The 22903-nt window shown below is 41.5% G+C and carries 23 protein-coding genes and 1 pseudogene; 11 read left to right on the top strand and 13 right to left on the bottom strand.

Annotated features, from left to right (window positions below; genetic code table 11):
• Positions 1-75: pseudogene (locus V7K35_RS19200) on the top strand (photosystem II protein D1); the annotation flags it as partial.
• A gap of 535 nt (positions 76-610) precedes the next feature.
• On the opposite strand, the gene V7K35_RS19195 reads toward V7K35_RS19200, so the two are convergent.
• The 8 genes from V7K35_RS19195 to V7K35_RS19160 all read right to left on the bottom strand — a co-directional run bounded on the left by V7K35_RS19195 (position 611) and on the right by V7K35_RS19160 (position 7332).
• Positions 611-2299, bottom strand: a complete 1689-nt coding sequence (locus V7K35_RS19195) for an FHA domain-containing protein (RefSeq protein ID WP_335080776.1) — start codon at positions 2297-2299, stop codon at positions 611-613.
• Complete coding sequence (locus V7K35_RS19190) at positions 2296-2499, bottom strand: DUF6760 family protein (protein ID WP_334794116.1); 204 nt, start codon at positions 2497-2499, stop codon at positions 2296-2298. The genes V7K35_RS19195 and V7K35_RS19190 overlap by 4 nt, the downstream gene beginning before the upstream one ends.
• Positions 2442-2825, bottom strand: a complete 384-nt coding sequence (locus V7K35_RS19185) for a phage tail assembly protein (RefSeq protein WP_335080775.1) — start codon at positions 2823-2825, stop codon at positions 2442-2444. The genes V7K35_RS19190 and V7K35_RS19185 overlap by 58 nt, the downstream gene beginning before the upstream one ends.
• Positions 2826-3036: 211 nt before the next feature.
• The gene (locus V7K35_RS19180; RefSeq protein WP_334972474.1) at positions 3037-3384 is read right to left on the bottom strand and encodes a hypothetical protein; all 348 of its coding nucleotides are present in this window, start codon (positions 3382-3384) and stop codon (positions 3037-3039) included.
• 11 nt (positions 3385-3395) lie between these two features.
• On the bottom strand, positions 3396-3851 hold the full coding sequence (locus tag V7K35_RS19175; protein ID WP_335080774.1) for a phage tail protein: 456 nt from the start codon (positions 3849-3851) through the stop codon (positions 3396-3398).
• A gap of 167 nt (positions 3852-4018) precedes the next feature.
• Positions 4019-4501, bottom strand: a complete 483-nt coding sequence (locus tag V7K35_RS19170) for a phage tail protein (RefSeq protein WP_273765487.1) — start codon at positions 4499-4501, stop codon at positions 4019-4021.
• 305 nt (positions 4502-4806) lie between these two features.
• Positions 4807-6462 carry a phage tail sheath family protein gene (locus tag V7K35_RS19165; RefSeq protein WP_335080773.1) on the bottom strand — a complete coding sequence of 552 codons (1656 nt, stop codon included), beginning with the start codon at positions 6460-6462 and terminating at the stop codon, positions 4807-4809.
• A gap of 30 nt (positions 6463-6492) precedes the next feature.
• Positions 6493-7332, bottom strand: a complete 840-nt coding sequence (locus V7K35_RS19160) for a Pvc16 family protein (RefSeq protein ID WP_335080771.1) — start codon at positions 7330-7332, stop codon at positions 6493-6495.
• A gap of 734 nt (positions 7333-8066) precedes the next feature.
• Between V7K35_RS19160 and V7K35_RS19155 the strand changes: the two genes are divergently transcribed.
• From V7K35_RS19155 to V7K35_RS19125, 7 genes are all read left to right on the top strand, one after another.
• Complete coding sequence (locus V7K35_RS19155; RefSeq protein WP_335080770.1) at positions 8067-9185, top strand: sensor histidine kinase; 1119 nt, start codon at positions 8067-8069, stop codon at positions 9183-9185.
• A gap of 68 nt (positions 9186-9253) precedes the next feature.
• Entirely contained in the window at positions 9254-9934 is a 681-nt protein-coding gene (locus tag V7K35_RS19150) for a response regulator transcription factor (protein WP_335080769.1), read from the top strand.
• A 43-nt stretch (positions 9935-9977) separates the two neighbouring features.
• The gene (locus V7K35_RS19145; RefSeq protein WP_335080768.1) at positions 9978-12107 is read left to right on the top strand and encodes a substrate-binding domain-containing protein; all 2130 of its coding nucleotides are present in this window, start codon (positions 9978-9980) and stop codon (positions 12105-12107) included.
• The gene (locus V7K35_RS19140) at positions 12085-12744 is read left to right on the top strand and encodes an FHA domain-containing protein (RefSeq protein ID WP_335080767.1); all 660 of its coding nucleotides are present in this window, start codon (positions 12085-12087) and stop codon (positions 12742-12744) included. Before V7K35_RS19145 ends, V7K35_RS19140 begins: the two co-directional genes overlap by 23 nt.
• Positions 12745-12929: 185 nt before the next feature.
• Entirely contained in the window at positions 12930-13085 is a 156-nt protein-coding gene (locus V7K35_RS19135) for a hypothetical protein (RefSeq protein WP_335080766.1), read from the top strand.
• 28 nt (positions 13086-13113) lie between these two features.
• Complete coding sequence (locus tag V7K35_RS19130) at positions 13114-13338, top strand: hypothetical protein (protein ID WP_335080765.1); 225 nt, start codon at positions 13114-13116, stop codon at positions 13336-13338.
• A complete protein-coding gene (locus tag V7K35_RS19125; protein ID WP_335080764.1) occupies positions 13328-13705 on the top strand; it encodes a PIN domain-containing protein in 378 nt (125 codons plus the stop codon). The genes V7K35_RS19130 and V7K35_RS19125 overlap by 11 nt, the downstream gene beginning before the upstream one ends.
• Before the next feature lie 13 nt (positions 13706-13718).
• Here the strand turns inward: V7K35_RS19125 and V7K35_RS19120 are convergent, their stop codons facing one another.
• The 3 genes from V7K35_RS19120 to V7K35_RS19110 form a co-directional block, all read right to left on the bottom strand.
• Positions 13719-13898 carry a hypothetical protein gene (locus V7K35_RS19120; protein ID WP_335080763.1) on the bottom strand — a complete coding sequence of 60 codons (180 nt, stop codon included), beginning with the start codon at positions 13896-13898 and terminating at the stop codon, positions 13719-13721.
• Positions 13899-13992: 94 nt separating this feature from the next.
• Positions 13993-14646 (bottom strand): transposase, encoded by a 654-nt coding sequence (locus V7K35_RS19115; protein ID WP_335080762.1) that lies wholly within the window; start codon positions 14644-14646, stop codon positions 13993-13995.
• A gap of 336 nt (positions 14647-14982) precedes the next feature.
• A complete protein-coding gene (locus V7K35_RS19110) occupies positions 14983-17124 on the bottom strand; it encodes an eCIS core domain-containing protein (protein WP_335080761.1) in 2142 nt (713 codons plus the stop codon).
• Between the two features lie 400 nt (positions 17125-17524).
• Between V7K35_RS19110 and V7K35_RS19105 the strand changes: the two genes are divergently transcribed.
• Positions 17525-17683 carry a hypothetical protein gene (locus tag V7K35_RS19105; RefSeq protein ID WP_335080760.1) on the top strand — a complete coding sequence of 53 codons (159 nt, stop codon included), beginning with the start codon at positions 17525-17527 and terminating at the stop codon, positions 17681-17683.
• On the opposite strand, the gene V7K35_RS19100 is transcribed toward V7K35_RS19105, so the two are convergent.
• Positions 17673-19322, bottom strand: a complete 1650-nt coding sequence (locus V7K35_RS19100; RefSeq protein WP_335080759.1) for an eCIS core domain-containing protein — start codon at positions 19320-19322, stop codon at positions 17673-17675. The two genes, V7K35_RS19105 and V7K35_RS19100, sit on opposite strands and share 11 nt — an antisense overlap.
• A 190-nt stretch (positions 19323-19512) precedes the next feature.
• On the opposite strand from V7K35_RS19100, the gene V7K35_RS19095 reads away from it, so the two are divergent.
• Both V7K35_RS19095 and V7K35_RS19090 read left to right on the top strand, forming a co-directional pair.
• Positions 19513-19752 (top strand): hypothetical protein, encoded by a 240-nt coding sequence (locus V7K35_RS19095; RefSeq protein WP_335080758.1) that lies wholly within the window; start codon positions 19513-19515, stop codon positions 19750-19752.
• Positions 19752-20357, top strand: a complete 606-nt coding sequence (locus V7K35_RS19090) for a phage tail protein (RefSeq protein WP_335080757.1) — start codon at positions 19752-19754, stop codon at positions 20355-20357. Before V7K35_RS19095 ends, V7K35_RS19090 begins: the two co-directional genes overlap by 1 nt.
• Before the next feature lie 433 nt (positions 20358-20790).
• Here V7K35_RS19090 and V7K35_RS19085 read toward each other — a convergent pair.
• A partial coding sequence (locus tag V7K35_RS19085; protein WP_335080756.1) for a beta strand repeat-containing protein occupies positions 20791-22903 on the bottom strand: 2113 nt, incomplete at its 5' end.

The raw sequence follows: 22903 nt of genomic DNA, 5'->3' as shown, positions 1-22903 counted from the left end.
CACAATTTCCCCTTAGATTTGGCAGCTGGTGACTTTGCTCCTGTAGCTCTTACCGCTCCTGCTATCAACGGTTAAATAGTAAAGTTTAGCTAAATTAAAAAGCGCTCTCCCGAAAAGGGGAGCGCTTTTTAGTATCAACGATAATAGCACTTACGGTAAAATATAACGGTTCTGGTTTGGATGCAAGGCACAGCATTGCTAAATTGGTGTCAACTTAAGCCCAAACCCTTTTAAAATCCTCGTTTTCAGCCTCTGGCTGGAAATGCTCCTCAAGACTTGCGGCGAACCTCAAGTTAGGCATTCCCAGTCAGAGACTGGGAACAAGACAATTTATAAAACCTTGTTCTAGCAGACTTTTACCTCAAGTTGATACGTATGAGCATTGCTGTGCCCCTACCGTTTTTGTCTAAAAAAACTTTTACTTTTAAAATTTGCAACCATTTTTTTAATAGATTTTACTTTAAAATATATGTATATTTTTAGATTAATTTTTCTTATTAAAATTATTCTATGCAATTTGAAACTTTTCAAAAAATATAGCAACGAAAGACCCATATCCCCGACTTCTTAAAGAAGTCGGGGATATTATTGTTCAATGAATAATTTAGTGCTAGTCTACTGTCGATTTAAGATAATGCACGATCGCCTCTGCTGTTGGCAAATTAGTTGCCAGTAAAACTTGATTAATGGTGCATAACCTTAGCAGTGCTTCTTCATTTGCTTGACCAGACTGAGGTTGTAGCAAATCTCTCAGGAAAATAACTGCTAAAATTTCTCCAGATCCAACCAATGATGCAATTGTTTGATATCCTCCAGAAGTCGGTGCGGCGGTTTCTTGACTAATAGTTATCCCCGCCTGTTGATGTAAAACTTCGCTAACAGATGGCCAGGTAATTGTAAAACTCTGCGAGAAAAACTCCTGATGTTGAGAAACAAATTCCGCAAGTTCTGATTTCTTGCTTTCGTGAGCAATTAGTACTATGTTTCTTTCAATAATCATTTGAGAAGGCTCACTTACATTTGTTTCTTCTGGAGTTTCATCAGATTGAGTTGCTTCTACTTCAGAAACCTCTTCAATAGTTTGACTGATGATCTCAGGAACTTCACTTTCTGTTTTATCAATAGCAGAACTAAGTTCTACTTCTTCAACATCTGCGCTGTCTTTTGCTGTAACTGACGTATCCAAATCTACTACTTCATTATGGGTAGCTTCTGCAACGGCACTCTCCTGTGCAGGAACTTCGCTGAAAAAATCACGCGGCTGCACGAAGGTGACTTCTGCTTCCAGTGCTGCTTCCAACTCTACATCCTCATCGGAGGTAGATTCGGGAACGGTACTCTCCTGTGCAGGAACTTCGCTGAAAAAATCACGTGGCTGAACGAAGGTGACTTCTGCTTCCAGTGCTGCCTCCAACTCTGCATCCTCATTGTGGGTAGCTTCGGGAATGGCACTTGTATCACGCTGCTGTACGAAAGTAGATTCTGCCGCCAGTGCTGCTTCCTGATCGTGAGTGGTTTGTGGAAGAACACTTTTCTGTTCAGGAGTTTCAATGATGTTTTCAGGTGAAGCGATCGCATCATCAGCTACAGTAGAAGAAACTTCTGAGGCTTCGTTGACTTTTGGAACTTTTTCTTCTTCAGCGTCTGCGCTGACTTCTGCTGCAACTGATGTCCGCAAATCCCCAACTTGATCATGGACATCGTGTGGAACTTCGCTGACTGCTTCTGGTGACTGAATGATGTTTTTAGGGATGACATCATCAGTTTGAGTAGAAACAACTTCTGAGATTTTGCTGATTTCTGGGGAAGCAGGATTAATTTCAGGTGTTTCTACTTCGTTACTAATTGGCGCTGGAACTTCGTTAACTACTTCTTGGGCTGGATTAGCAACATTGGAAGCACTGACATTTTCAGGCGATCGCGGCCGAGAAAACAGTGAAGGATCTATAATTCTAAAGACTGTCTCTGGTTGTTCATAGGCGGGAGTAACTCCTTCCAAGATTAAAACGTAATCGGCAATTCGGATAACATCTCCATCACTCAAAGAATATGGTCGGTCTTTTTCAGCCTGTTTACCGTTAAATATTGAGCCATTTCTACTGCCAAGGTCACAGAAGTAGTAATTTCCACCTTTAACAAAAAACTTAGCATGTAATCGGCTGATATCAGGGCTGTCTAAGACTAAATCAGAATCAGGAGAACGACCTATTAACCATTCTCCTCTGGTTGTAGTTTCTATGGTCAGGTCAACTTCATTGACTTCATTTAGATTTGGTGAGTAGCTAACTTTTACTTTCATATTATTTTTTGGTTAATTTTATTGATTTCTGCTACCCAGCGCTGACGGGTAGTGTGTTCTAAGTTTAAAATATCATCTTGTGACCAGTGAAAATGATAAGCAATAAAAGCTACCTCCTCATATAAAGTATCAGAGGGGTAGCTTACGACTCCCCCGCTAGTTCTAGCTCCACTGAAAATTGAGTATCGCAGTGGGGACATTGTGTCGGAATCTGTACATTGCCTTGCTGATTGATTCGATTGTAAAATTCTCGGAGATAGGCAATGTCATGTAAGAGCAGTCCTTCGAGTAAATCAGGACTAACAGAGTTGAAACTGCCCAAGCGAGTAATAACCAGTGCAAGCATCACCAAGACGCTGTAAGCTGGATTTTCTTGAACTTTGCGCTCTTGTTGCACCAAAATTTCATCTTTGGCGGTGGCTAAACGCATCACCCCCTGGCGATGTACTCGATTTTCACCATCACTCAACCCTCTAGGAAGAGTGAAGGCAAATTCTGTGCAGAGAGTATCCTTTTTACGGCGCATAGGTAATTTTATTTGGGCATTGGGCACTTGTACTGAGCATCTCGACAACTCTTAGAGACGCTCTTGCGTTCGCTCGATGGAGCCGGTGTCGTAAAGGCTGCGGCATAGCTACGCCCTAAGCGCCAGCCTCTTCAAGAGTTGTATTGAGTATTGAGCATTTGGCAATAATCAATAGTTCTTCCTCTGCTAGCTCATCTCCCTATTTCCCAACTCAATTATGAAGAAGTGGCTCAGGGGAATTTATTGTATCTTCTGGTAGGGAAGTTTCGCTCTCCAATCCATTGATTCGACGGTAAAAATCTTGGAGGTAATTTAAATCTTGGGCAAAAAAGTTCTCCACTATTGCAGGAGTCACTTCTGATAAAGCACCCAAGTGGGTAATCACTCGCGCCAAGATAATAATTGTGGCATAAACGGGATTAGCTTTAACGCGTGGGTCACGCAAGGGTGCAATCTCGTCTATCGCCGTTGATAACCGCATTACACCTTTGCGGTGGAGGTTGCCTTCAGAGTCTAGATACCCCTTAGGCAGTGTAAATTCAAAATCTGTGGGAAACATAGTCCTCCTGATTATTTCACGCGTTTAAATTCCTCAAAAGCAATCTCCAATTCCTCAATTTCTATTTCATGACTGTTAGCGTTAAAATCAGCAATTTTGTAACTAGTAGGCCAAGCACCAGCTAATTCAAATCTAGCTTGTTCTGTGGCTGCTTGATCGTAAATAGATAAAGAAATAAATTCACGCTTTTTAGCCCACTTCCCTGTTTCAATTTCTTCAAACCACTTCCAAAAATCTTTGGAGTTGCTCAAACCTTTACGTAAAGTAATATTACCACTCTTAGCATTGCCAGGAAGTTTAGTTATAACCGCTTTCCCTTTTGATGCACTTCCCCACTTTTGAGAAGTGACTTCACAAATTTCAATTACATCCTGGGTTTTTTTAAACCCTTGGCATTCTAAAAAGTAGCCATCACTATCATTTGTACCTATGTCTAATCTTAAAAAGAAATGATAACCTGTGAGCAATTCAGGTGGGATTGGAGCCATTTTATTTCATAGTAAATTTGAAACTTTGAATTGTTATGCAAATTTAATTTAACTTAGCACTCAAGGTTGCTATCACTTATAGATAGCAACCTTCCGTCAAAAACAGACAGTTAATTCATCCCTTGATCAAACCCAATAATTGAGTTTCAAGTTGCTGATTTTACATCTTTTTTCTTTGCTTTGACCTCATAACCCTCAATCGACATTTCAATCTTCTCTGTTGCCGGATCATTGTTTGTAACATCGAATTCTGGGCCTGTATATGATTCGGGAAAGCAACCTTTAAAATTATAACGGATTATTTCAGTTGACTTATCTTGGCTATAACCAACAACTGAAACTTCTTTACGATTTGCATCCCATTGACGAGGTTTTCCATCTTCGCTACAAGCTAAAAACCATTTGTGTAGGTCTTCTTCACCATTGTAAGTCACAGTAATTGTGACATTATTAAACTCAGCCTGTCCAGGAAGGTTTTGACGTAATGTCTTACCATTTTTGCCTGAACCTCTAATGGTTTTAGTAGCATTATTTTTTGACCCCATTCCTGCGACTGATTGAACGTATTTGTCAGTCATGCCATCTGCTTCAAAGTAGAATACAGAAGCAACAACATATTCTCCAGCCATATCTCATCTCCTAATAAATTAATAGTGTGGGAAAATTGCAGAAAATACTAAGCTATTACAATTAAGGGTTGTCCCCGTTCGCGCAGCGTCTCTCTTAGGAGAAGTTCTGATGCCTTCTTTTGTCTACGACAAGCTTCCCCAAAGAGGTACGCCAACGCGAATAGTGGGCTGCGCCAACACCAAAAGCTGGCGCTCAGACTTCTCTGTTTATCATTTGTCATTTGTGTTTACAAAGAAATAATCACTAATGACTAATGACGTTCTTAATGGAAAGTGGTGCAATATGTAAGCAGGTTATTAATCAGTTATTGCTCATCAAGTGCATTCCATTGACTGATGCGGAAGATCACAAACTCGGCTGGTCTAACCGGGCAAACACCTACTTCGACATACAAACGACCTAAAACCATAGTTTCTGGTGGATTCAATTCCGCATCGCATTTAACATAAAATGCCTGTTCTGGTGAAGCTCCAAATAAAGCACCCTCACGCCAAATACGCTCTAAAAAGTTACTGACAGTACGGATGACACGCGCCCACAAATCTTGATCATTCGGTTCAAAAACTACCCATTGAGTGCCTAGTTCAATTGATTTTTCTATGTAACTAATCAACCGACGCACGCTGATATAACGCCACTCTGTTTTATCTGGCTCAACTAAAGTTCGTGCCCCCCAAATGCGGATACCTCGGTTCGGGAAATTACGAATGCAATTTATCCCCAGGGGGTTCAATAGTTCCTGTTCCCGGAAATTGGTGTCGTAACCCAAACCAATAACGCCTCTGGGTACTTCATTTGCAGGCGCTTTATAAACACCCCTGGTTTCGTCGGTGCGTGCCCAAACACCCATCATATGGCCACAAGGAGGCACTAGAATTGGATTACCGCGATCGCGCGGGTTAGCAACTTTGATCCAAGGGTAATAAAGGGCTGCAAACATCGAACGACGGTTAAATCTGTTTAACCAATCCACCACCTGTTGGGGTTTAACGGCGTCCGGTGGTGCATCAAGTACAACCATGCGGTTGGGTGGATTGGGAATATCGCCACTGGCAGAACCCTCGCACATGCTGATCATCAGTTCCATGATCCCGTGGACTTGATCCAAGTTCAGCACTTGTTCTTGATAAGCCCTCAGTAAATCAGGGCAAGCCAGCATTGTAATTTCATCAATTTCAAAAATACCGCGTACCCCTGTGCGATCGTCCCGAACCCCTTCTATATCTCGTGAAAATCTATCCAGCGAGGGGGCAACAATTGGTGGTGCTAGTTCGTACTGACCATTAACCGGACGGCGAGTTAAAGGCTGTCCGCTTTGAGTAATGTCTTCTAGACTGACATACATAGAATTTCTCAATGCTGCCAGCGCATATGCTGCTTGAGCACCAGGCTCGCGGTTCATCGTCAAGTTCTCGTATTGCTCTAGAAGTTCATCTCCCCGACGAATTTGGATTGTGAAATATTCCCCCGTATTTGGAGGAGCTTCTCCTTCAGTACCTTCAGGTAAGGCACGAGGAGAACCATCAATAATTAAAATATTTACTAATCCGCCTCCTGCTTGTTCGGGGCGCAAAGTAAACCGAAGAGCTGGACGATTCCCACGAGAGTTGATTCTTAGGGTGGTAGGTTCTGGAGTTGCCGGTTTGGGTGCGCCTGGTAACTGAGTACCGATGCTTGTCACCCAGCAACGACCACCACCATTCATAAAGTAGCCATAAACAGCAAAGGGTAAGTAGGCGTTGAAATCCGTGAAACCATCAGAATTAGGACGACTAAAATAGTTCAGATATTGCGTCCAAGTAGTCACCAACATTGGCTTAAAGAGTTCAGCATCATCTCGAACATCTTCTGTAAAGCCTACAAACCCGGCAACTGCTGTGCTAACGCCTTCAATCGGTCGGCTCCCCCGGTCAAATTCTTCAATATAGACACCAGGAGCAAAGTAATCAAGTCTAGCCATGAAAGTCTCTCCAAGTCAGTAAAAAGTTAATTATTCAGGAGTTAGAAATATCTCCTTGAAGGTATGACTTTGGTTATCTACCAATGCATTAATATTTTGGGGTAAATAACCAGGACAATTTAGATTTAAAACATAGTTACCTATCTCAAGGTTTTCAAAAAAGAACAGTCCTTCTTTATTGCTTTCCATGAATTTTCTAGTTCCCAGCAGAGTAACTTTTGTCGCCAGCAGTGGCAGATTTGTTGTTGCACTCTTGACAACACCTGCAATTACTACTCGCTTGGTCAAAATTTGGTTGCTACCATTCTCATGCATGTTATTTCGTAGGTGAAAAATTCGTTCCCAAATCAAAGGTGTTGTAGTTGCTTGCATATTAAAAGGCACGCTTATCGTTAAGTATAAAGCTGAACGCAATGGTACATTAAGAGCGCTCCATAAGCCGCCAACCTCAAGTGAGGGCTGTATTCCAATCATCATAGGCAAACTACCATTACCCCGCAATTCAGGAACTAAAAACTCTTCCTCCAAAGCTCGATGGCGTATAAGTACGGTCAAAGCTTCACTAAGGAAATGATGTTCGCCTAAAGTCGTTCTATCCCAGGCTGTTAATAGCAGCGAAACATCAAACCAAGCAGGTGCCCAAGTTACAGTGCCAGCTTGTAGATGGCGTGTAGTATTACGTTCAACTTGCCTTCCAGCTTGTTGATACTGCTTACTCTCACGAATATCATAAATGTATAAATTGAGAGTCGGACCTGCTCCCTCTTCCCTTCGATTACCAGGATGGCTAAAGTCAATTTGCTCCGTACTGGTAAGTGAGGTTCCTCCAGCTAGAATTTCGGCTAAAGTTTGAAGAACGAAGATAAGCATGAAGGTGTTGTGCTGGTAGCTAATCCAGATACATCTAGAGTATATGTATCAGCCTTCTAAAGTTAATTAGACTTTTGTCGATATTTGTGGATGGGGCATTGGGCATTAGTTAACGTAAGTCAAAAGACCTTTCCCAGACTTAAACTAAAGTTCAGGTCTGTCCCTTTCCGACTTGGAGAGGGAAGGTTTTGCGTAGTAAAATCTCTTAGGGGTCTTTTGACTCAGATCATTCGGCAATACCACATGAGCCGTCGAACTCACGTTTAGTTAGTAGTTATTCTCCATCTTTCCCCTGCTTCATCATCCTCACTCCCTAGTTTCCCCAGAATGATGATTGAGAGGGCTGGAAAATATTAGCTTTTCAAAAATCCGAAAAGCAGTAACTTCAACTTGTAGATCAGTCTATCCCTTGAAATTAGCGCTCTTTTATATCTTTGAGGAGAGAAAAATAAGATGCTGACCTTGAATTTTTTTCAAAGCCTCGCTTGATAAGCATTGCCAAAAAATCCTTGTTTGGAACTTAGCACGGAGAAACAAGGGTTTAAATATTATTTAAGGAGAGTAAAAAGAGCATTAGGAAGGTGAGAAGCACCAGTGAATACAAACTTAATAATTCTTTGGATTAATTATCGAACAAGATAACTTAACAAAAAATAAACATTACTCAGACTGCATAATTTTATACTAGACAGTAAAACACTAAAAACATTTAGTTGCAAAAAGCGAGTAAAGCTATGACACTAGGCTTTTCTGTACAAAAACTAGAAAATGGCTCTAATTATTTGAGTTCCTCAGATGTTCAGAGCTTTTGTCAGCTAGAGTCTGAGCAGCTAACTAGTCAGTATCCAATTTTTTTCGCTCGGATTGTCTATCATGATTATTTACTGAAAAATCATCAGGAAGTTATACATTATGGTCAAGACCAAGCTTCTTTTTCGCCAAAAGTTTTAGCTTATTTGCGGTCAGAAGCGTGGCTTACAGACTTTCCGCCTGCTTTGACTTTACATGAATTTAGACTTAAGGACTTTTCATCCATTTCTTACATTTGCCCCATAGGCTATAGAAATCAAAAACCTGAATACATTCAAATCATTACTCATGAACCTCTGTCATCGAGTTTGCAATTATACGTAAAACGCTCTGCTATGCTCCTGAGTAAGTATGTAGATATTTACTTAGACTATGGAAGACAAAAAATTGAAATTCAACTCCTGGAAAATATCCTGCATCGAGTAGGTCATCAATTGCGTAACTCTCTAGGACTTATCGGATTGTATGCACATAACTTATGCTTAGGGTTAAAGGATAGTCCTTGGCAAGAGCAAGCAACAATCATTGGCGAAAGTATAGAAGATTTAGATACTAATTTAAATGAGCTTATTGATTGTGGTCAAAGTGCAAAATTAAGGGTAACATTTCAAGATTTAAGAAATTTGGTAGTTGAAAGTATCACAAATTTACAACCTCTAATTAATCAGAAAAAAATTAAAATATCGATTCCCGATACATCGACAATACTGAAGATAGACAGATTGCAAATGAAACAAGTCTTTGACAATATCCTCAGTAATGCTGTTCATTTCAGTCCTAATTCAGGAACTATTACCTGTAGCTGGCAAATTTTTCAAGATGAAGTTTTAATTAAAATATTAGATCAAGGACCAGGACTATCTCAAGAGGATTTACAAAAAGTATTTACGCCATTTTATTCCCGACGTAGAGGAGGTACAGGGCTGGGTTTAACTATCGCTAAAAAAATTATTCTGGATCATCAAGGAAGTATCTGGGCACAAATTTTGTCAGAAAGGGGAGCGCAATTTTCTCTGATTTTGCCTCGACCAAGGAGGAGATAAATAATTTCTAATTCGTAATGGGCTACGCCCCGCTACGCTAACGTAATTCGTAACTCGTAATTAAAAATATGACTAATGATCATAAAAAACTTTCAGTTTTGCTGGTAGATGATGAAGAACGCTTCCGCCAGGGGTTACGTACCCTCCTCAACTTTTATAGTATTAATTCTGCTTTACCTGTAGAAGTTGTGGGTGATGCTGATACTGTAGAGCAAGTTTTAAAATTAACAGCCCAGAAGTGTCCAGATTTAATTTTGCTGGATATGCAACTGAAAGGATGTGATGGGATTACAGTTTTGACACGTCTTAAGGAAACTGCTTACACTGGCAAGGTTTTAGTATTGTCGGCTCATCAAGAAGATGACTGGATTTTTAGAGCAATGCAGGCGGGAGCCGCAGGTTATGTGTTTAAAAATCGTGTGGCAACACAATTATGTGAAGCTATTGACACTGTTACAAGGTCAGAAATTTATCTACCTTCAGAGGTTGCTAGTCGATTTTTCCGGTTTTTTCAGGCTTATTCAGACTCTAATATGAAAGCATCTCATGAGGTGCGTTTAACCCAAAGAGAGCAAGAAGTTTTACACTGGTTAACTCAAGGTGCTTCTAATGAACAAATCGCAAAACATTTATATGTAACAGTTGCTACTGTTAAGGCGCATCTCACAAGTATTTTTGAAAAATTGAAGGTTACTAGCCGGACTCAAGCTATTGTGGCTGCTCTCAAGTTAGGATTAGTTCACGCTTGAGCGCGACAGAAGTAATCGGCGCAATTCACGAAACTCTTTGTATATGCCTTCATTTGAATCTTTTTATCAAGAATACCCCTGCTCGTACAATTCTCCTTTAACTTGCGATCGCCCCTTCCAAACGGCGCAGCAAATCAAGGGTGCTAAGTTTTGCTTGGAATGTGGTTTTCCAGCAACTTTACCGCAGCAGGCTGAGATTAAAGGAAATCAGGGGACTTATCAAATAGCTAGTTTTGTTGGTGTCCGGGGTTTAGGCCGCTTATATTCAGGTATCCAACTCAAAGACAAACAGCCTGTAATCATCAAAGAATACCTGCTACCTGATCGTTCTTTTAATGAAAGCGAGACTCGGAAGCGGAAAGAAACTTTCAAACAGGTGGGTGGGGTAAGTTTAGCCGATAGTAGAATTCAAAACTTCCGTCTTGTCGAAACTAAAGAAGCGATCGCTGATGAAAAAGGAGAACGCTGTTATTTAATTACTAAAGGAGTAGAGTTATCTCAAACTTTAGGTAAATATCTAATAGACAAGGGAGCAATGACATCTCCTGAAGTCCGTGAGGTTCTAAATCAAGGTCTACAAACTCTCCAGTTTCTCCACACCCAAAAGCTGCGTTTTCCCTCAAACCAAACACAACTGGGTATCACTCACGGCAACATCAATTTAGATAGTACTTTAATTAAAGTAGAAAATAATCAAAAATTTTCTATATATTTTTGTGATTTAGCTATCTGGGAAAACTTATTTCTTCCGCCCATTATTACTCAACCCGCGCTCGTCAGACCGGAGCAAGATTTAGAATCATTAGGATTGGTAGCCTTTTCTTCATGGACAGGACGCACAACTAATTTTTCATCCAACCAGCCTCTCGATCCTAGAGATAATCAACAATGGCCAGATACCGATAGCCATTTAAAGCAGTTTATTTATCGATTAATTGGGCTGGAAACTCGTTTCGAGAGTGCAGAAGCAGCTCGTCAAGCATTACTGGAACTTCCCAAAGAAGATCATGGCAAAAGTTCAGTGCGATCGCCAGCTTCTCAAGAAATAGAAAGGCGTTTCCCAATGCCCTTAATTCTACTAGTAATTCTGGCTTTATTACTACTTGGGGGGGGAATTTGGTATTGGCTTTGGGGTAAGAAAACAGTTAGTTCTAATCAATATATACAATGGTCAAAACTTGTGCGGAATTTCTCTGAAGTCCCTAACATTCCTTCCGGACAATTTACTTACACAGGAGAAAAAGACAGTACATGGAGCTTTGTTTTAACGCAACCAGTGGACAACAGTCGTTTAGGAGATTTATTGACCAGACCAAAGGCAGATGCAACAGCAACATTTAATTATGAATCTGTTTTGTCATCAAATATAGATAATCAGAATAAAAGTATCGAAGAAGTCCAAACAAGCAAAAAAGATTTTGCAATTACTAGTTTGGTAGATAATATCACAGATAAACTTGCTAAAAAACCAGTTGCTTATGATGGGTTACTGGTATTTGTAGCATTTAATAAGAGAGACTCAAATCTTGCTAGTGCTCTTGGGGGGGAAATAAGTCTTGAGCAATTACGTCAAATTTATACAGGTAAAATTAATAATTGGCAGCAAATTAGCCCCAAACTTCCAAATCTGACTATGAAACCTTTTGCTCCAACTGAACCGGAAGCAATCAGTAAATTTCAAGAAATAGTTCTCAAAAACGCCCCTCAGGACGAAGCTTTATTTGCAAAGGTTACTAAACTTGATACAACAAAAACCCAAAACCAGATACGCAGCGAGACTCTAAAGGGGCAAACTCCTGGTATCATCAGTTTTGGGATTATCAGTAAAACTTCGAGTCAGTGTACTGGCTATCCCCTAGCGATCGCAGATGGCAACAAGTCAGCGATTCAACCTCTATTTCAACGGCGCGATCGCCGCTCAATTAATCCGTCAGATGACTTGTGTCAACATGATGATTATTATGTTGATGTCACAACTTTCCAAAGCTACCCTTTGGGATACCCAATTTTTGTAGTTTACCCTAAAGACAGCAGCCGCCTACCTGGTGGTTCTACATTTGCCCAGATGCTAACCACTCGTCAGGGTCAATGTTTACTTAGTAAAGTAGGTCTTGTAGCTTTACAACCTATGCCTGATGATATAAATTCTTATGCCTGCAAATCGGTGCCCTAATCCCAGTTGCGAATATTTTAACCGCGCCCTGCCTAACAATGCTAAGGTTTGTCCCTGGTGTTCCACTCCTCTAGGTAATGTAGTTTCTTCTACACCAGAACCGCCTAGTCAACCACCGCCTAGTCAACAACAACCTAGTCAACCACCACCCAGTCAACAACCACCTATTCAGTATCAGCGGCCACCAACAAACCAGCCTAACTACGAAGTTCCCCAACAAGCTCCCGTTGATTATTCAACAGTTTATCAGCAACGGGTTTCTTATCCACCAACACCGCCTGTTTATACTCCCCCACCTCAAAGAGCGCCACTCTTAAAGTTGATTCATACCACCGGAAGAGAATTTAACCTCGTTGGGGAAGGAGGTTATATTGGTCGCCGCAGTCAGAGTCCAGGAATAGCGCCGCCAGAAATTGACTTGACAGGCATCTCCAGTGAGGGAATAATCTCTCGTCGTCATGCGCGAGTCGATTGGGACTGGTCGCAAAATGCATACATGATTGTTGACATGAGTACTAATGGTATTTATTTAAACAATACTTCTCTAACTCCTGGTATGCAATATCGCCTGCTTAATGGCGATTCACTGCGATTTGGTCAGGATAATCTAGTGAATTTCACTGTATATGTTGTGTGATTAAAAAGTGTGTAGGGGCGCAAGGCCTTGCGCCCCTACTTGCGCCGATGCCCCTGGATTACCATTTTGAAGGATTATCGGGATGCAATTGATCGCAATTCCATAATTGGGGATTTATCTGCACGTATTTACAAGAAACCTACAGCAAATGACAATCGCTTGACTTTCAAGACAGTCTCTACAAGGTGAGCGATCGCACGTTTTCGCACTCTACAATAGTGGCGATCGCTGACGCATCCTACAAGATCAGGCGATCGCACTCTTATTTGATCGTCATAGCAGCGATCGCATTCACAAAAACACAACAGGCGATCGCACTACAAGATCCACAATTGCGGTAAAGTAAATTCAAATGAGGTTTAATTCGGAATGGAAGTTCTAAAACTGACCACTAAGACTGATGAATCTGGTTATTTAAATCTGAATATTCCAACAGAGTTAACGGCAGTCGAAGTTGATGTTGTCGTTGTTTTGAATCCAGTTCCAACAGACGGGAAGCAGAAATTTAAGTATGATTTCTCTAATTTGGCAGGGCGATTAATCTGGCAGGGAGATGCGGTAGCAATGCAGAGAAATCTACGAGATGAATGGTAATCGCTACGTGTTGGATACGAATGCGATCGTGGCTTTACTTCAAGGAAATCTTCAACTCATTCAATTATTACAAAACGCTGATTGGATAGGGGTTTCAGTCATTAGCCAAATTGAGTTTCTGGCGTTTGCTGGACTGGGACAAAATGATCGCCAACTTTTTCAGCAGTTTCTTCAGCAAGTCGAGGTTATTGGTTTAGTAGTAACTGACACTGTGTTCATTGAGAAAATTATTGAAATTCGCCAACAATTTCGGTTGAAATTACCCGATGCCATAATTGCGGCGATGGCAATCCAAAATTCAGCAAGTTTGGTAACGGCTGATCAAGAATTTGCGAAGATAACGGTTCTAACGGTAATCAATTGGTAGCGATCGCCCTGAATTAATATTTGTCGTAGTAATGCACCATTACATTGGTTCGCTGCGTTACTTGCCTACGGCACGCTACGCGAACGTTAACGCACCCTACAAGATCAGGCGATCGCACTAACGACAATATTGCGATCGCACACACGTTTTGGCACTCTAGAAAACTAGCGATCGCACTCACCACACAATGCACTAAAGTCTAAATCGTCAGAAAATCTATCTTAGGGATCTTCCAGTTATAAAAATATCCCGTTGTAGGGGCGCAAGGCCTTGCGCCCCTACTGACGTTACCATTTTGAGGGATTATGGGGATGTAATTGATCTGTATTCCAAGATATTGGATTTGTCTGCACGTATTCACGAATTTTGTATAATGCTGCCTCATTGCGAATGATGTGTTCGTAGTAATTGCGTTGCCATATCGGGACTCTTGGTGTCCCTCGCAATAAATTAATTCGCTTTGTCACGGCCATTTTAAACCCAGCAATGAAAGAGCCAAGCGATCGCGGTTTTCGGTTCGGCATATTGCTTGGTAAAGGCGCATCAGATTGTGGCAACCCTTTGGATTGTAGAGGCGCATCGGATTGTGGCAACCCATTGGATTGTAGGGGCGCAAGGCCTTGCGCCCCTACCACCGCCGCGTGGTGATTGTTTGCCCCAAGGTATGCGACAGGTTCAATAAAAATAATCCCATGAAAATCGTTGGGCATGACGATCCAGGCATCCAATTTAATCTCTTGACGGAGATTAGGCGATCGCTCCCATTCTTCTGCGACAATTTGCCCTAAATCATTTAATTGCATTGTCCCATCAACTACCTCACCAAACAAACATTCTCGTTGGTGGCTGCAAATGGTGATAAAATAGCCACCAGCAGACGCATAATTGTATTTTTTAAGACGGATCGATTGACGATGATGTTTATTGCGATCATATTTCACGGGTTATGAAAATCAATATCGATATTTTTGTATTGTTCCCCGATAACCCCAATTAATTTTTATCACCTTTAATCTCGTAGAGTACGTTTGGTGTTCGTGTTTGGATATTTTGACAGGCGATTTGGTTGTTTAGGGACTTGCAAAAAATAAGTTATCCCAGATTATTTGTATATCTGTAGGGACGCAAGGCCTTGCTCATTCCCCAATTTGGCGGATAAACACCTTGCTGGATAAATCGATGAATAGTTGAAAATTGCCAATCCTGTGGAGTCAGACATAATTGATGCCACACAGGATTGTAATGAATATAATCGCTGCGGTTTGGCAAAATCTCTATTATATTCTGTGATGTGTCGCATAAAGCCTACGTTTTGTCAGTTTTTTACGATTGTCGCCCCTCATGTCCTCATCTGAACTAAAGTCTTCTTCCCTTATTGGCGACATTGCCTCATAAATTTCTTCTTCTGACTCAGGTAAATCCTCTTTAGGGACAACACCTTTAAATACGTCTTGTATCCTGCCCACCATTTTACGTCCCTCATCCGCACTTGATATGTATTTAAAGTCTTGTAAAAAGTCATCAAATGTACGAGTGCCCTTAACTATTAGCCTCAAGATTGCTCGGTATATTTTAGCTGCTCCTTGTTTTCTCCATTCTTCTGCTAAGTAAACAGTTGTATGTAACATTGCAGCGGCCCTTTTCTCTAATTCACTAGCTATTATGGTATCGTCTAATTCTAATAGAGCTCCAGCTATTACCTTATCATTTTGACTTTGTGAACGGAGACCATCAATATAATCAGTGTATGCATCACCCATCTGTTGATTTCCAAAATCTTTTGCTTTTGATCCGATTTTGGGAGCTCCACGCTTATGTGTTGCACTTACTTTTCCAAAGTGAGTGTCTAATTTTACTCCTGTAGATGAGGTAGACCAATTTATGTAAGGATCATATTTACTATACATATAATCTGAATGAGGATTTTCTTTCATTTTTTCTACAGTAAGAGGAGTTCCGTCAGGCTTTTTGCTAAGCACTTTGTATTTTGAACCATCATTACTTAACAGCAGTATTTCTGGATTTTCCGTCTTCTTTAAATTTAACCTTTCATTAGTTTCGTTCTCTGTAACCCATACTCCCTGCAATACTTTTTTTGTAATATTTTGACTTAATAATCTATTATCTAATTTAATTTTATCAAGGTTGTCTCCACTTATTTTCTTAACCTGAAATGCCTTCTCACCCATCACGTCCGCCTCTTTCTCTAGCCCTAAATCATCATTTATATTAACTCCACCTTTCATCTGCATCGTCGGCTTCACTCTTCCCTGTTTCTGCTGTACCACATGCCATGCCTCGTGTGGTAAATGTTTCTCCTGACTAGAAGCTATGTGAATATCTGTTCCTTGTGCGTAGGCATGAGCTTTCAATTGTGCAGGTTTATCCGAGTTGTAATGCACCCTCACATCATCCATTGAGTAGCCTGAGAGGTTCTCAATACCTGTTTTGAGGCGATCAGGCAAGCCCGTTTTGTTAGGAGGCGACACCTCAGATGACACTTGGCTATTCCCTGTCATTTTGCCTTTCGATTGCATCACCCCACCAACTCTTAATAAAGATAGGTTTTCTGTGGCTGGGTATTGCGGTAATTCCTGCGGTAGCTGAGGCGATCGCTGCACCGCCCCCCCATTCTGTTGCACAACATGGGTCAACTCATGCGCCAACAACTCCTGACCGCCCCGACTCCCTGGATTATATTCTCCCTGCCGAAAGAACACATCCTGTCCCGTTGTGAAAGCACGCGCCTGAATTGACCGATTCAACTGGTCAGATTGACCATCCGTGTGAACCTTCACCCCACTGAAATCTGCGCCAAACGCCACCTCCATCGGATGGCGAATATTCTCTGCCATCGCCTGTCCACCACCCCTTGCTTGATTAATCGACGTTTCTATGTCTGGCGCAGCAGCCATCCCAACCCCAGCCCGACGCTGCACCATCGGTTTCATCTGTAATTCTTCTTCCTCTGGTGCTGACTGTCGTTGCAGTGTGCTATTGTCCAGAGATTTCATCTGCAATTCTTCCTCTTCCTCTGGCATTTCTTGTCGTTGCAAAGGTCTGATGGAATTTCCCATCGGTTTCATCTGCAATTCTTCTCCCTCTGGCAATGCTTCTCGTTGAATAGACTGGCGATTTATAGGCTGCGCTATTCTTTGCATTACCTGTTGTGCTACGCTATCAGCTTCCTGTTCATATTTATCCCCAGGCTGGCTAATTGAGAGTTTTGCTTGGGGATTACGCAAGGGTATTCGACTAATGTCGTGCGTCAGAGGTTTATGAAGTGGTTGCACCAATGGAACTGCTTGGGGTGAAGCTTGTGAAGAATCTGAACCAAAGCCGGGTATCCGGTGTTTCAGAGATGGTATTGAGAAGGAAGCACTGGTAGCTTTTTTGGACTGGCTTACATGTTCTCTCATTTTTTTCTCCTGATGCCCAAGCAGTATGTGGATGAATATTTGCTAGTTCGCATATCTAGAATACAGCGATCGCACTTGTAACACAATTCATCAAAAGTCTAAAATCAAGCTGAAATCATGTTGGCTATTCTCAGCGAACATTCGCAATGACGGTTATTTGAGCGGATATCATCCAGCGAATTGCAAGTTAGTCAAGTACAGTACTTTGGTTTATAAGCCAGATAAAAAGCCCTTTTGACTCCTAACTCATGCTGTATCAGCTGGACTACACAAGTTTTGCCCCTGGCTGTAATTACAGTTATTTTCAGGTAAATAGACAACGCAATAGGGGCGCAAGGTCTTGCGCCCCTACGACAGATATGGTTCAAATACTTAAATTCTGCGTTGAAAAATGTATTCCATGCAATTGAGAACCGCTATAGTATCGGGCGATCGCCTCTGGCTGAAATTGTCCAGGCGTTGGATCATGGCGATCATTCCTGATTTATTAGCATCTGGCTACAAATCACCTTTTGATCTTCAAGTCTTTATCTATTATTTACTCTCAATTAAGGTATAGGTGAGTATAAAAACCATCTATCTATTGCTATTGATTTAGCCTTTGCAGGTTTTGCAACATTAAATAGTGTATTGATGTCTGCACTTTTGTTGAACTCAACTGTTGGTAAATTTTCTTGGTTTAACTCGAATTCACGCCCTGACTTCTTACTTGTAGAGGCATACGAAATCCGATAATCATTCGGTATTCTCTTCACTCTTTCTAATGAATGACCACCTGCTTTCAAACTATTTTTGATTCCTTGTAATATAGCTTCTTCACTGGGGTCATTTATATTGGTTCTTTTTTCCACTGGTATTTTAGGATTTATTTCCGCCTTTCCATTGGCTTTCAATTCTGCCCAATTCGCAACTACATAGTTTTTTAGTGTCATTGCCCATTGATCAAGGATAACCTGCCACTTTTCTTCTCCGTACAATTGGGCTTCTACTATTATTTGACCCGTTTCATTTGCTTGAGGCGGTAGTGCATCTGTGTATGTACTTTGTTGTCCCTTTAGCACCGCCCATTCAAATTCCGTTTGTTTTATCTCATGTGTATTTCCATCCCATCCCACGATATTACTTTCATGATTCTTTCCTCCCATTGCCGCCGCGATAGCGTGACCGCTGACAAATTCACTTACGTTAGTGGTATTTAGCACGCCTTCCTTCACAAGCCTATTTATATGCTGTGCTATGGGTGAAGGGTCTGATGAGTTAGCACTCCACATTTCCTTCCCTGTTTCATCCCAGGAAAGGCGTTCGATGCTATTTAGCGACGCCCTCTGCACCAAAGCTATCCCCCCATTACTGGCTGATGCTGACGACTGTTGCAGGGAGTTTAAGGACGATCGCTGCACCGCCCCCCCATTCTGCTGCACAACATGGGTCAACTCATGCGCCAACAACTCCTGGCCGCCCCGACTCCCAGGATTATATTCTCCCTGCCGAAAGAACACATCCTGCCCCGTCGTGAAAGCACGCGCCTGAATTGACCGATTCAACTGGTCAGATTTACCATCCGTGTGAACCTTCACCCCACTGAAATCTGTGCCAAACGCCACCTCCATCGGATGGCGAATATTGTCTGCCATCGCCTGTCCCCCACCCCTTGCTTGGTTAATCGACGCTTCTATGTCTGGCGCAGCAGCCATCCCAACCCCAGCCCGACGCTGCACCATCGGCTTCATCTGTAATTCTTCTTCCTCTGGTGCTGACTGTCGTTGCAGTGTGCTATTGTCCAGAGATTTCATCTGCAATTCTTCCTCTTCCTCTGGCATTTCTTGTCGTTGCAAAGGTCTGATGGAATTTCCCATCGGTTTCATCTGCAATTCTTCTCCCTCTGGCAATGCTTCTCGTTGAATAGACTGGCGATTTATAGGCTGCGCTATTCTTTGCATTACCTGTTGTGCTACGCTATCAGCTTCCTGTTCATATTTATCCCCAGGCTGGCTAATTGAGAGTTTTGCTTGGGGATTACGCAAGGGTATTCGACTAATGTCGTGCGTCAGAGGTTTATGAAGTGGTTGCACCAATGGAACTGCTTGGGGTGAAGCTTGTGACGAATCTAAACCAAAGCCGGGTATCCGGTGTTTCAGAGATGGTATTGAGAAGGAAGCAGTGTTAGCTTTTTTGGACTGGCTTACATGTTCTCTCATTTTTTTCTCCTGATGCCCAAGCAGTAGGTGGATGAATATTTGCTGGTTCACATATGTAGAGTACAGCGATCGCACTTGTAACACAATTCACCCAAAGTCTAAATCCAGGCAAAGACCAAGTTAGACTTTTGGCTACTTTTGATTCTGATGCAGTACCTTTAGCCTTGATTCTAGGAGAGATTTTTTATTTATGGACTCAAAACAGCAACAAACTTTTTTCACGTTCGATGGAGATGTTGGCGGTACTGCTGGCTACGCCGGGGTTTCAGTAACTTATAATGTCAACAAAGTCGCTAAAACGGCAAGTAAATATCTCAACGACTCACTGCTTATGAACCAACTGACAGAACACGTGTATAAACTTTTGCTAGAAGACCTGCGATCGCAGCGTGAAAGGGTAGGTAATTATAGTTCTCAGAGGTGGTTGTGATGGTTACAGCTCCTAAAAATGCCAACATTACTCCAAATCCTAAGAATGCCAACATTACTCCAAGTTCTAATAATGGCAAGGTTACTCCAAGTTCCAATAATGGCAACATTACTCACGAATTAAACTATGTCACTACTAATCGTTTCTATGTAGAAATAGACAATGCTATTGCTGCATCTTTTACTGAATGTTCAGGATTAAGTGTTCAAATTAAGAAAAATGTTTTTAATGAAGGTGGTGTCAACGACCAGCAAAGAATTTATTTAGGTCATACAGAATTTGCAGACATAACTCTTAAACGTGGAGTTACAGATCATCCAGGTTTTTGGAACTGGATGAGTGCAGTTTTTGATGAAAAAAAGAAGACATCTCGACGCAATGTCAATATTCTGATTTTCAATCAGGCTGGTGAAACAATGATGAGTTGGACTTTGATTGGTGCTATTCCTATAACTTGGAAAACACCTACACTTCAAGCAGATGGAAATGCAGTTGCCATTGAAGAATTAACTTTAGCTTATGAAGGGTTACAAGTTGCAAGAGCTACAGGAGGAGGCACTTCTGTACAACGAAATCAAAAAACAGGATATTTCGTTTCTAGTTAATTGGCTATTTTTCAATTATAATTATGCAAATTATTCAATCTCCATTAGGAAACAATATTCATCCACTTGGGGTAATATCATCTTTATCTCATCCTCATAGAATGGGATTCAGAAAAGAGTCTCATTCTCTACATTCGCGAAGTAATTTTATCAGTACTATACAAACTAAACCATCATTAGTCACATCCTCTAAATTTTTATTGCCTCGTGAACATGAAGCATCAATCCAACCATTAATAGGTTGGGATAGTGGGGATTCTCAGGATATAAATAGTGAGTTTTCATTACTTAAATCTGATTCTTTGGATGCAATAGCCCCACCAGAGAAAAGTAATATTAAGAGTAATGAATCAGGAAAAGGTAATATTACAGATATACTGCCAAATCGCATTGATAACAATTCGAGTAATGAGATTTCGACAGAAATAAATATTCAAAGTAAATCTAAATCAAAAAAAACAAATAAATCCCAAAAACCACCAGAGAAAAAAACAAAATCCACATCAAGAACGAAAAAAGCAGTTAAATCATCTGCAACTAAGAATACTGCGATCGCACCAAAAGTTAGCACCACATCATCTAAAATTAGTGAAACTGCAATTGCGCCAAAAGTTAGCACCACATCACCTGAAATTGGTGAAAATGCGATCACACCAAAAATAACCGCTACATCACCTGAAGTTGGTGAAACTGCGATCGCACCAAAAATAACCGCTACATCGCCTGAGATTGGTGAAGTACCAAAAATTAGCACCACATCACCTGAAATTAGTGAAACTGCGATCGCACCAAAAATAACTGCTACATCGCCTGAGATTGGTGAAGTACCAAAAATTAGCACCACATCACCTGAAATTAGTGAAACTGCGATCGCGCCAAAAATTAGCACCACATCACCTGAAATTGGTGAAGTACCAAAAATTAGTGCTACATCGCCTGAAATTGGTGAAACTGCGATCGCGCCAAAAATTAGCACCACATCACCTGAAATTGGTGAAGTACCAAAAGTTAACGCCACATCACCTGAGATAGGTGAAACTGCGATCGCACCAAAAATTCCCGCTACATCAACTGAGATAGGTGAAACTGGAATTGCACCAAAAATTCCCGCTACATCGCCTGAGATTGGTGAAGTACCAAAAATTACTGCAACATCGCCTGAAATTAGTGAAACTGCGATCGCACAAAAAGTTAGCGCCACATCACCTGAAATTGGTGAAGTACCAAAAATTAGTGCTACATCGCCTGAAATTGGTGAAACTGCAATTGCACCAAAAGTTAGCGCCACATCACCTGAGATAGGTGAAACTGCGATCGCACCAAAAGTTAGCACCACATCACCTGAGATTGGTGAAGTACCAAAAATAACAGCCACATCGCCTGAAATTGGTGAAGTACCAAAAATAACAGCCACATCGCCTGAAATTAGTGAAACTGCAATTGCACCAAAAGTTAGCGCCACATCACCTGAGATAGGTGAAACTGCGATCACACCAAAAATTCCCGCTACATCGCCTGAGATTGGTGAAGTACCAAAAATTACTGCAACATCACCTGAAATTAGTGAAACTGCGATCGCACCAAAAATTCCCGCTACATCGCCTGAGATTGGTGAAGTACCAAAAATTAGTGCTACATCGCCTGAAATTGGTGAAACTGCGATCGCACCAAAAGTTAGCGCCACATCACCTGAGATTGGTGAAGTACCAAAAATTAGTGCTACATCGCCTGAAATTGGTGAAACTGCGATCGCGCCAAAAGTTAGCACCACATCATCTGAGATAGGTGAAACTGCGATCGCGCCACAAGTTAGCGCCACATCACCTGAGATTGGTGAAGTACCCAAAATAACAGCCACATCGCCTGAGATAGGTGAAACTGCAATTGCGTCAAAAGTTACCGCCACATCGCCTGAAATTGGTGAAACTGCGATCGCACCAAAAGTTAGCACCACATCACCTGAGATTGGTGAAGTACCAAAAGTTAGCACCACATCACCTGAAATTGGTGAAGTACCAAAAATAACAGCCACATCGCCTGAAATTAGTGAAACTGCAATTGCACCAAAAGTTAGCGCCACATCACCTGAGATAGGTGAAACTGCGATCACACCAAAAATTCCCGCTACATCGCCTGAGATTGGTGAAGTACCAAAAATTACTGCAACATCACCTGAAATTAGTGAAACTGCGATCGCACCACAAGTTAGCACCACATCACCTAAAATTGGTGAAACTGCGATCGCGCCAAAAGTTAGCACCACATCACCTGAAATTGGTAAAACTGCGATCGCGCCAAAAGTTAGCACCACATCACCTGAAATTGGTGAAACTGCGATCGCACCAAAAGTGACTGCAACATCATCTGAAATTGGTGAAACTGCGATCGCGCCAAAAGTTAGCACTACATCATCTGAAATTGGTGAAACTGCAATCGCAGCACAAGTTAGCGCCACATCACCTGAAATTGGTAAAACTGCGATCGCGCCAAAAGTTAGCACCACATCACCTGAAATTGGTAAAACTGCGATCGCGCCAAAAGTTAGC

Source organism: Nostoc sp. (assembly GCF_036917275.1).
Classification (GTDB): Bacteria; Cyanobacteriota; Cyanobacteriia; order Cyanobacteriales; family Nostocaceae; genus Nostoc.
This window is presented reverse-complemented; position numbering and strand designations above follow the sequence as displayed.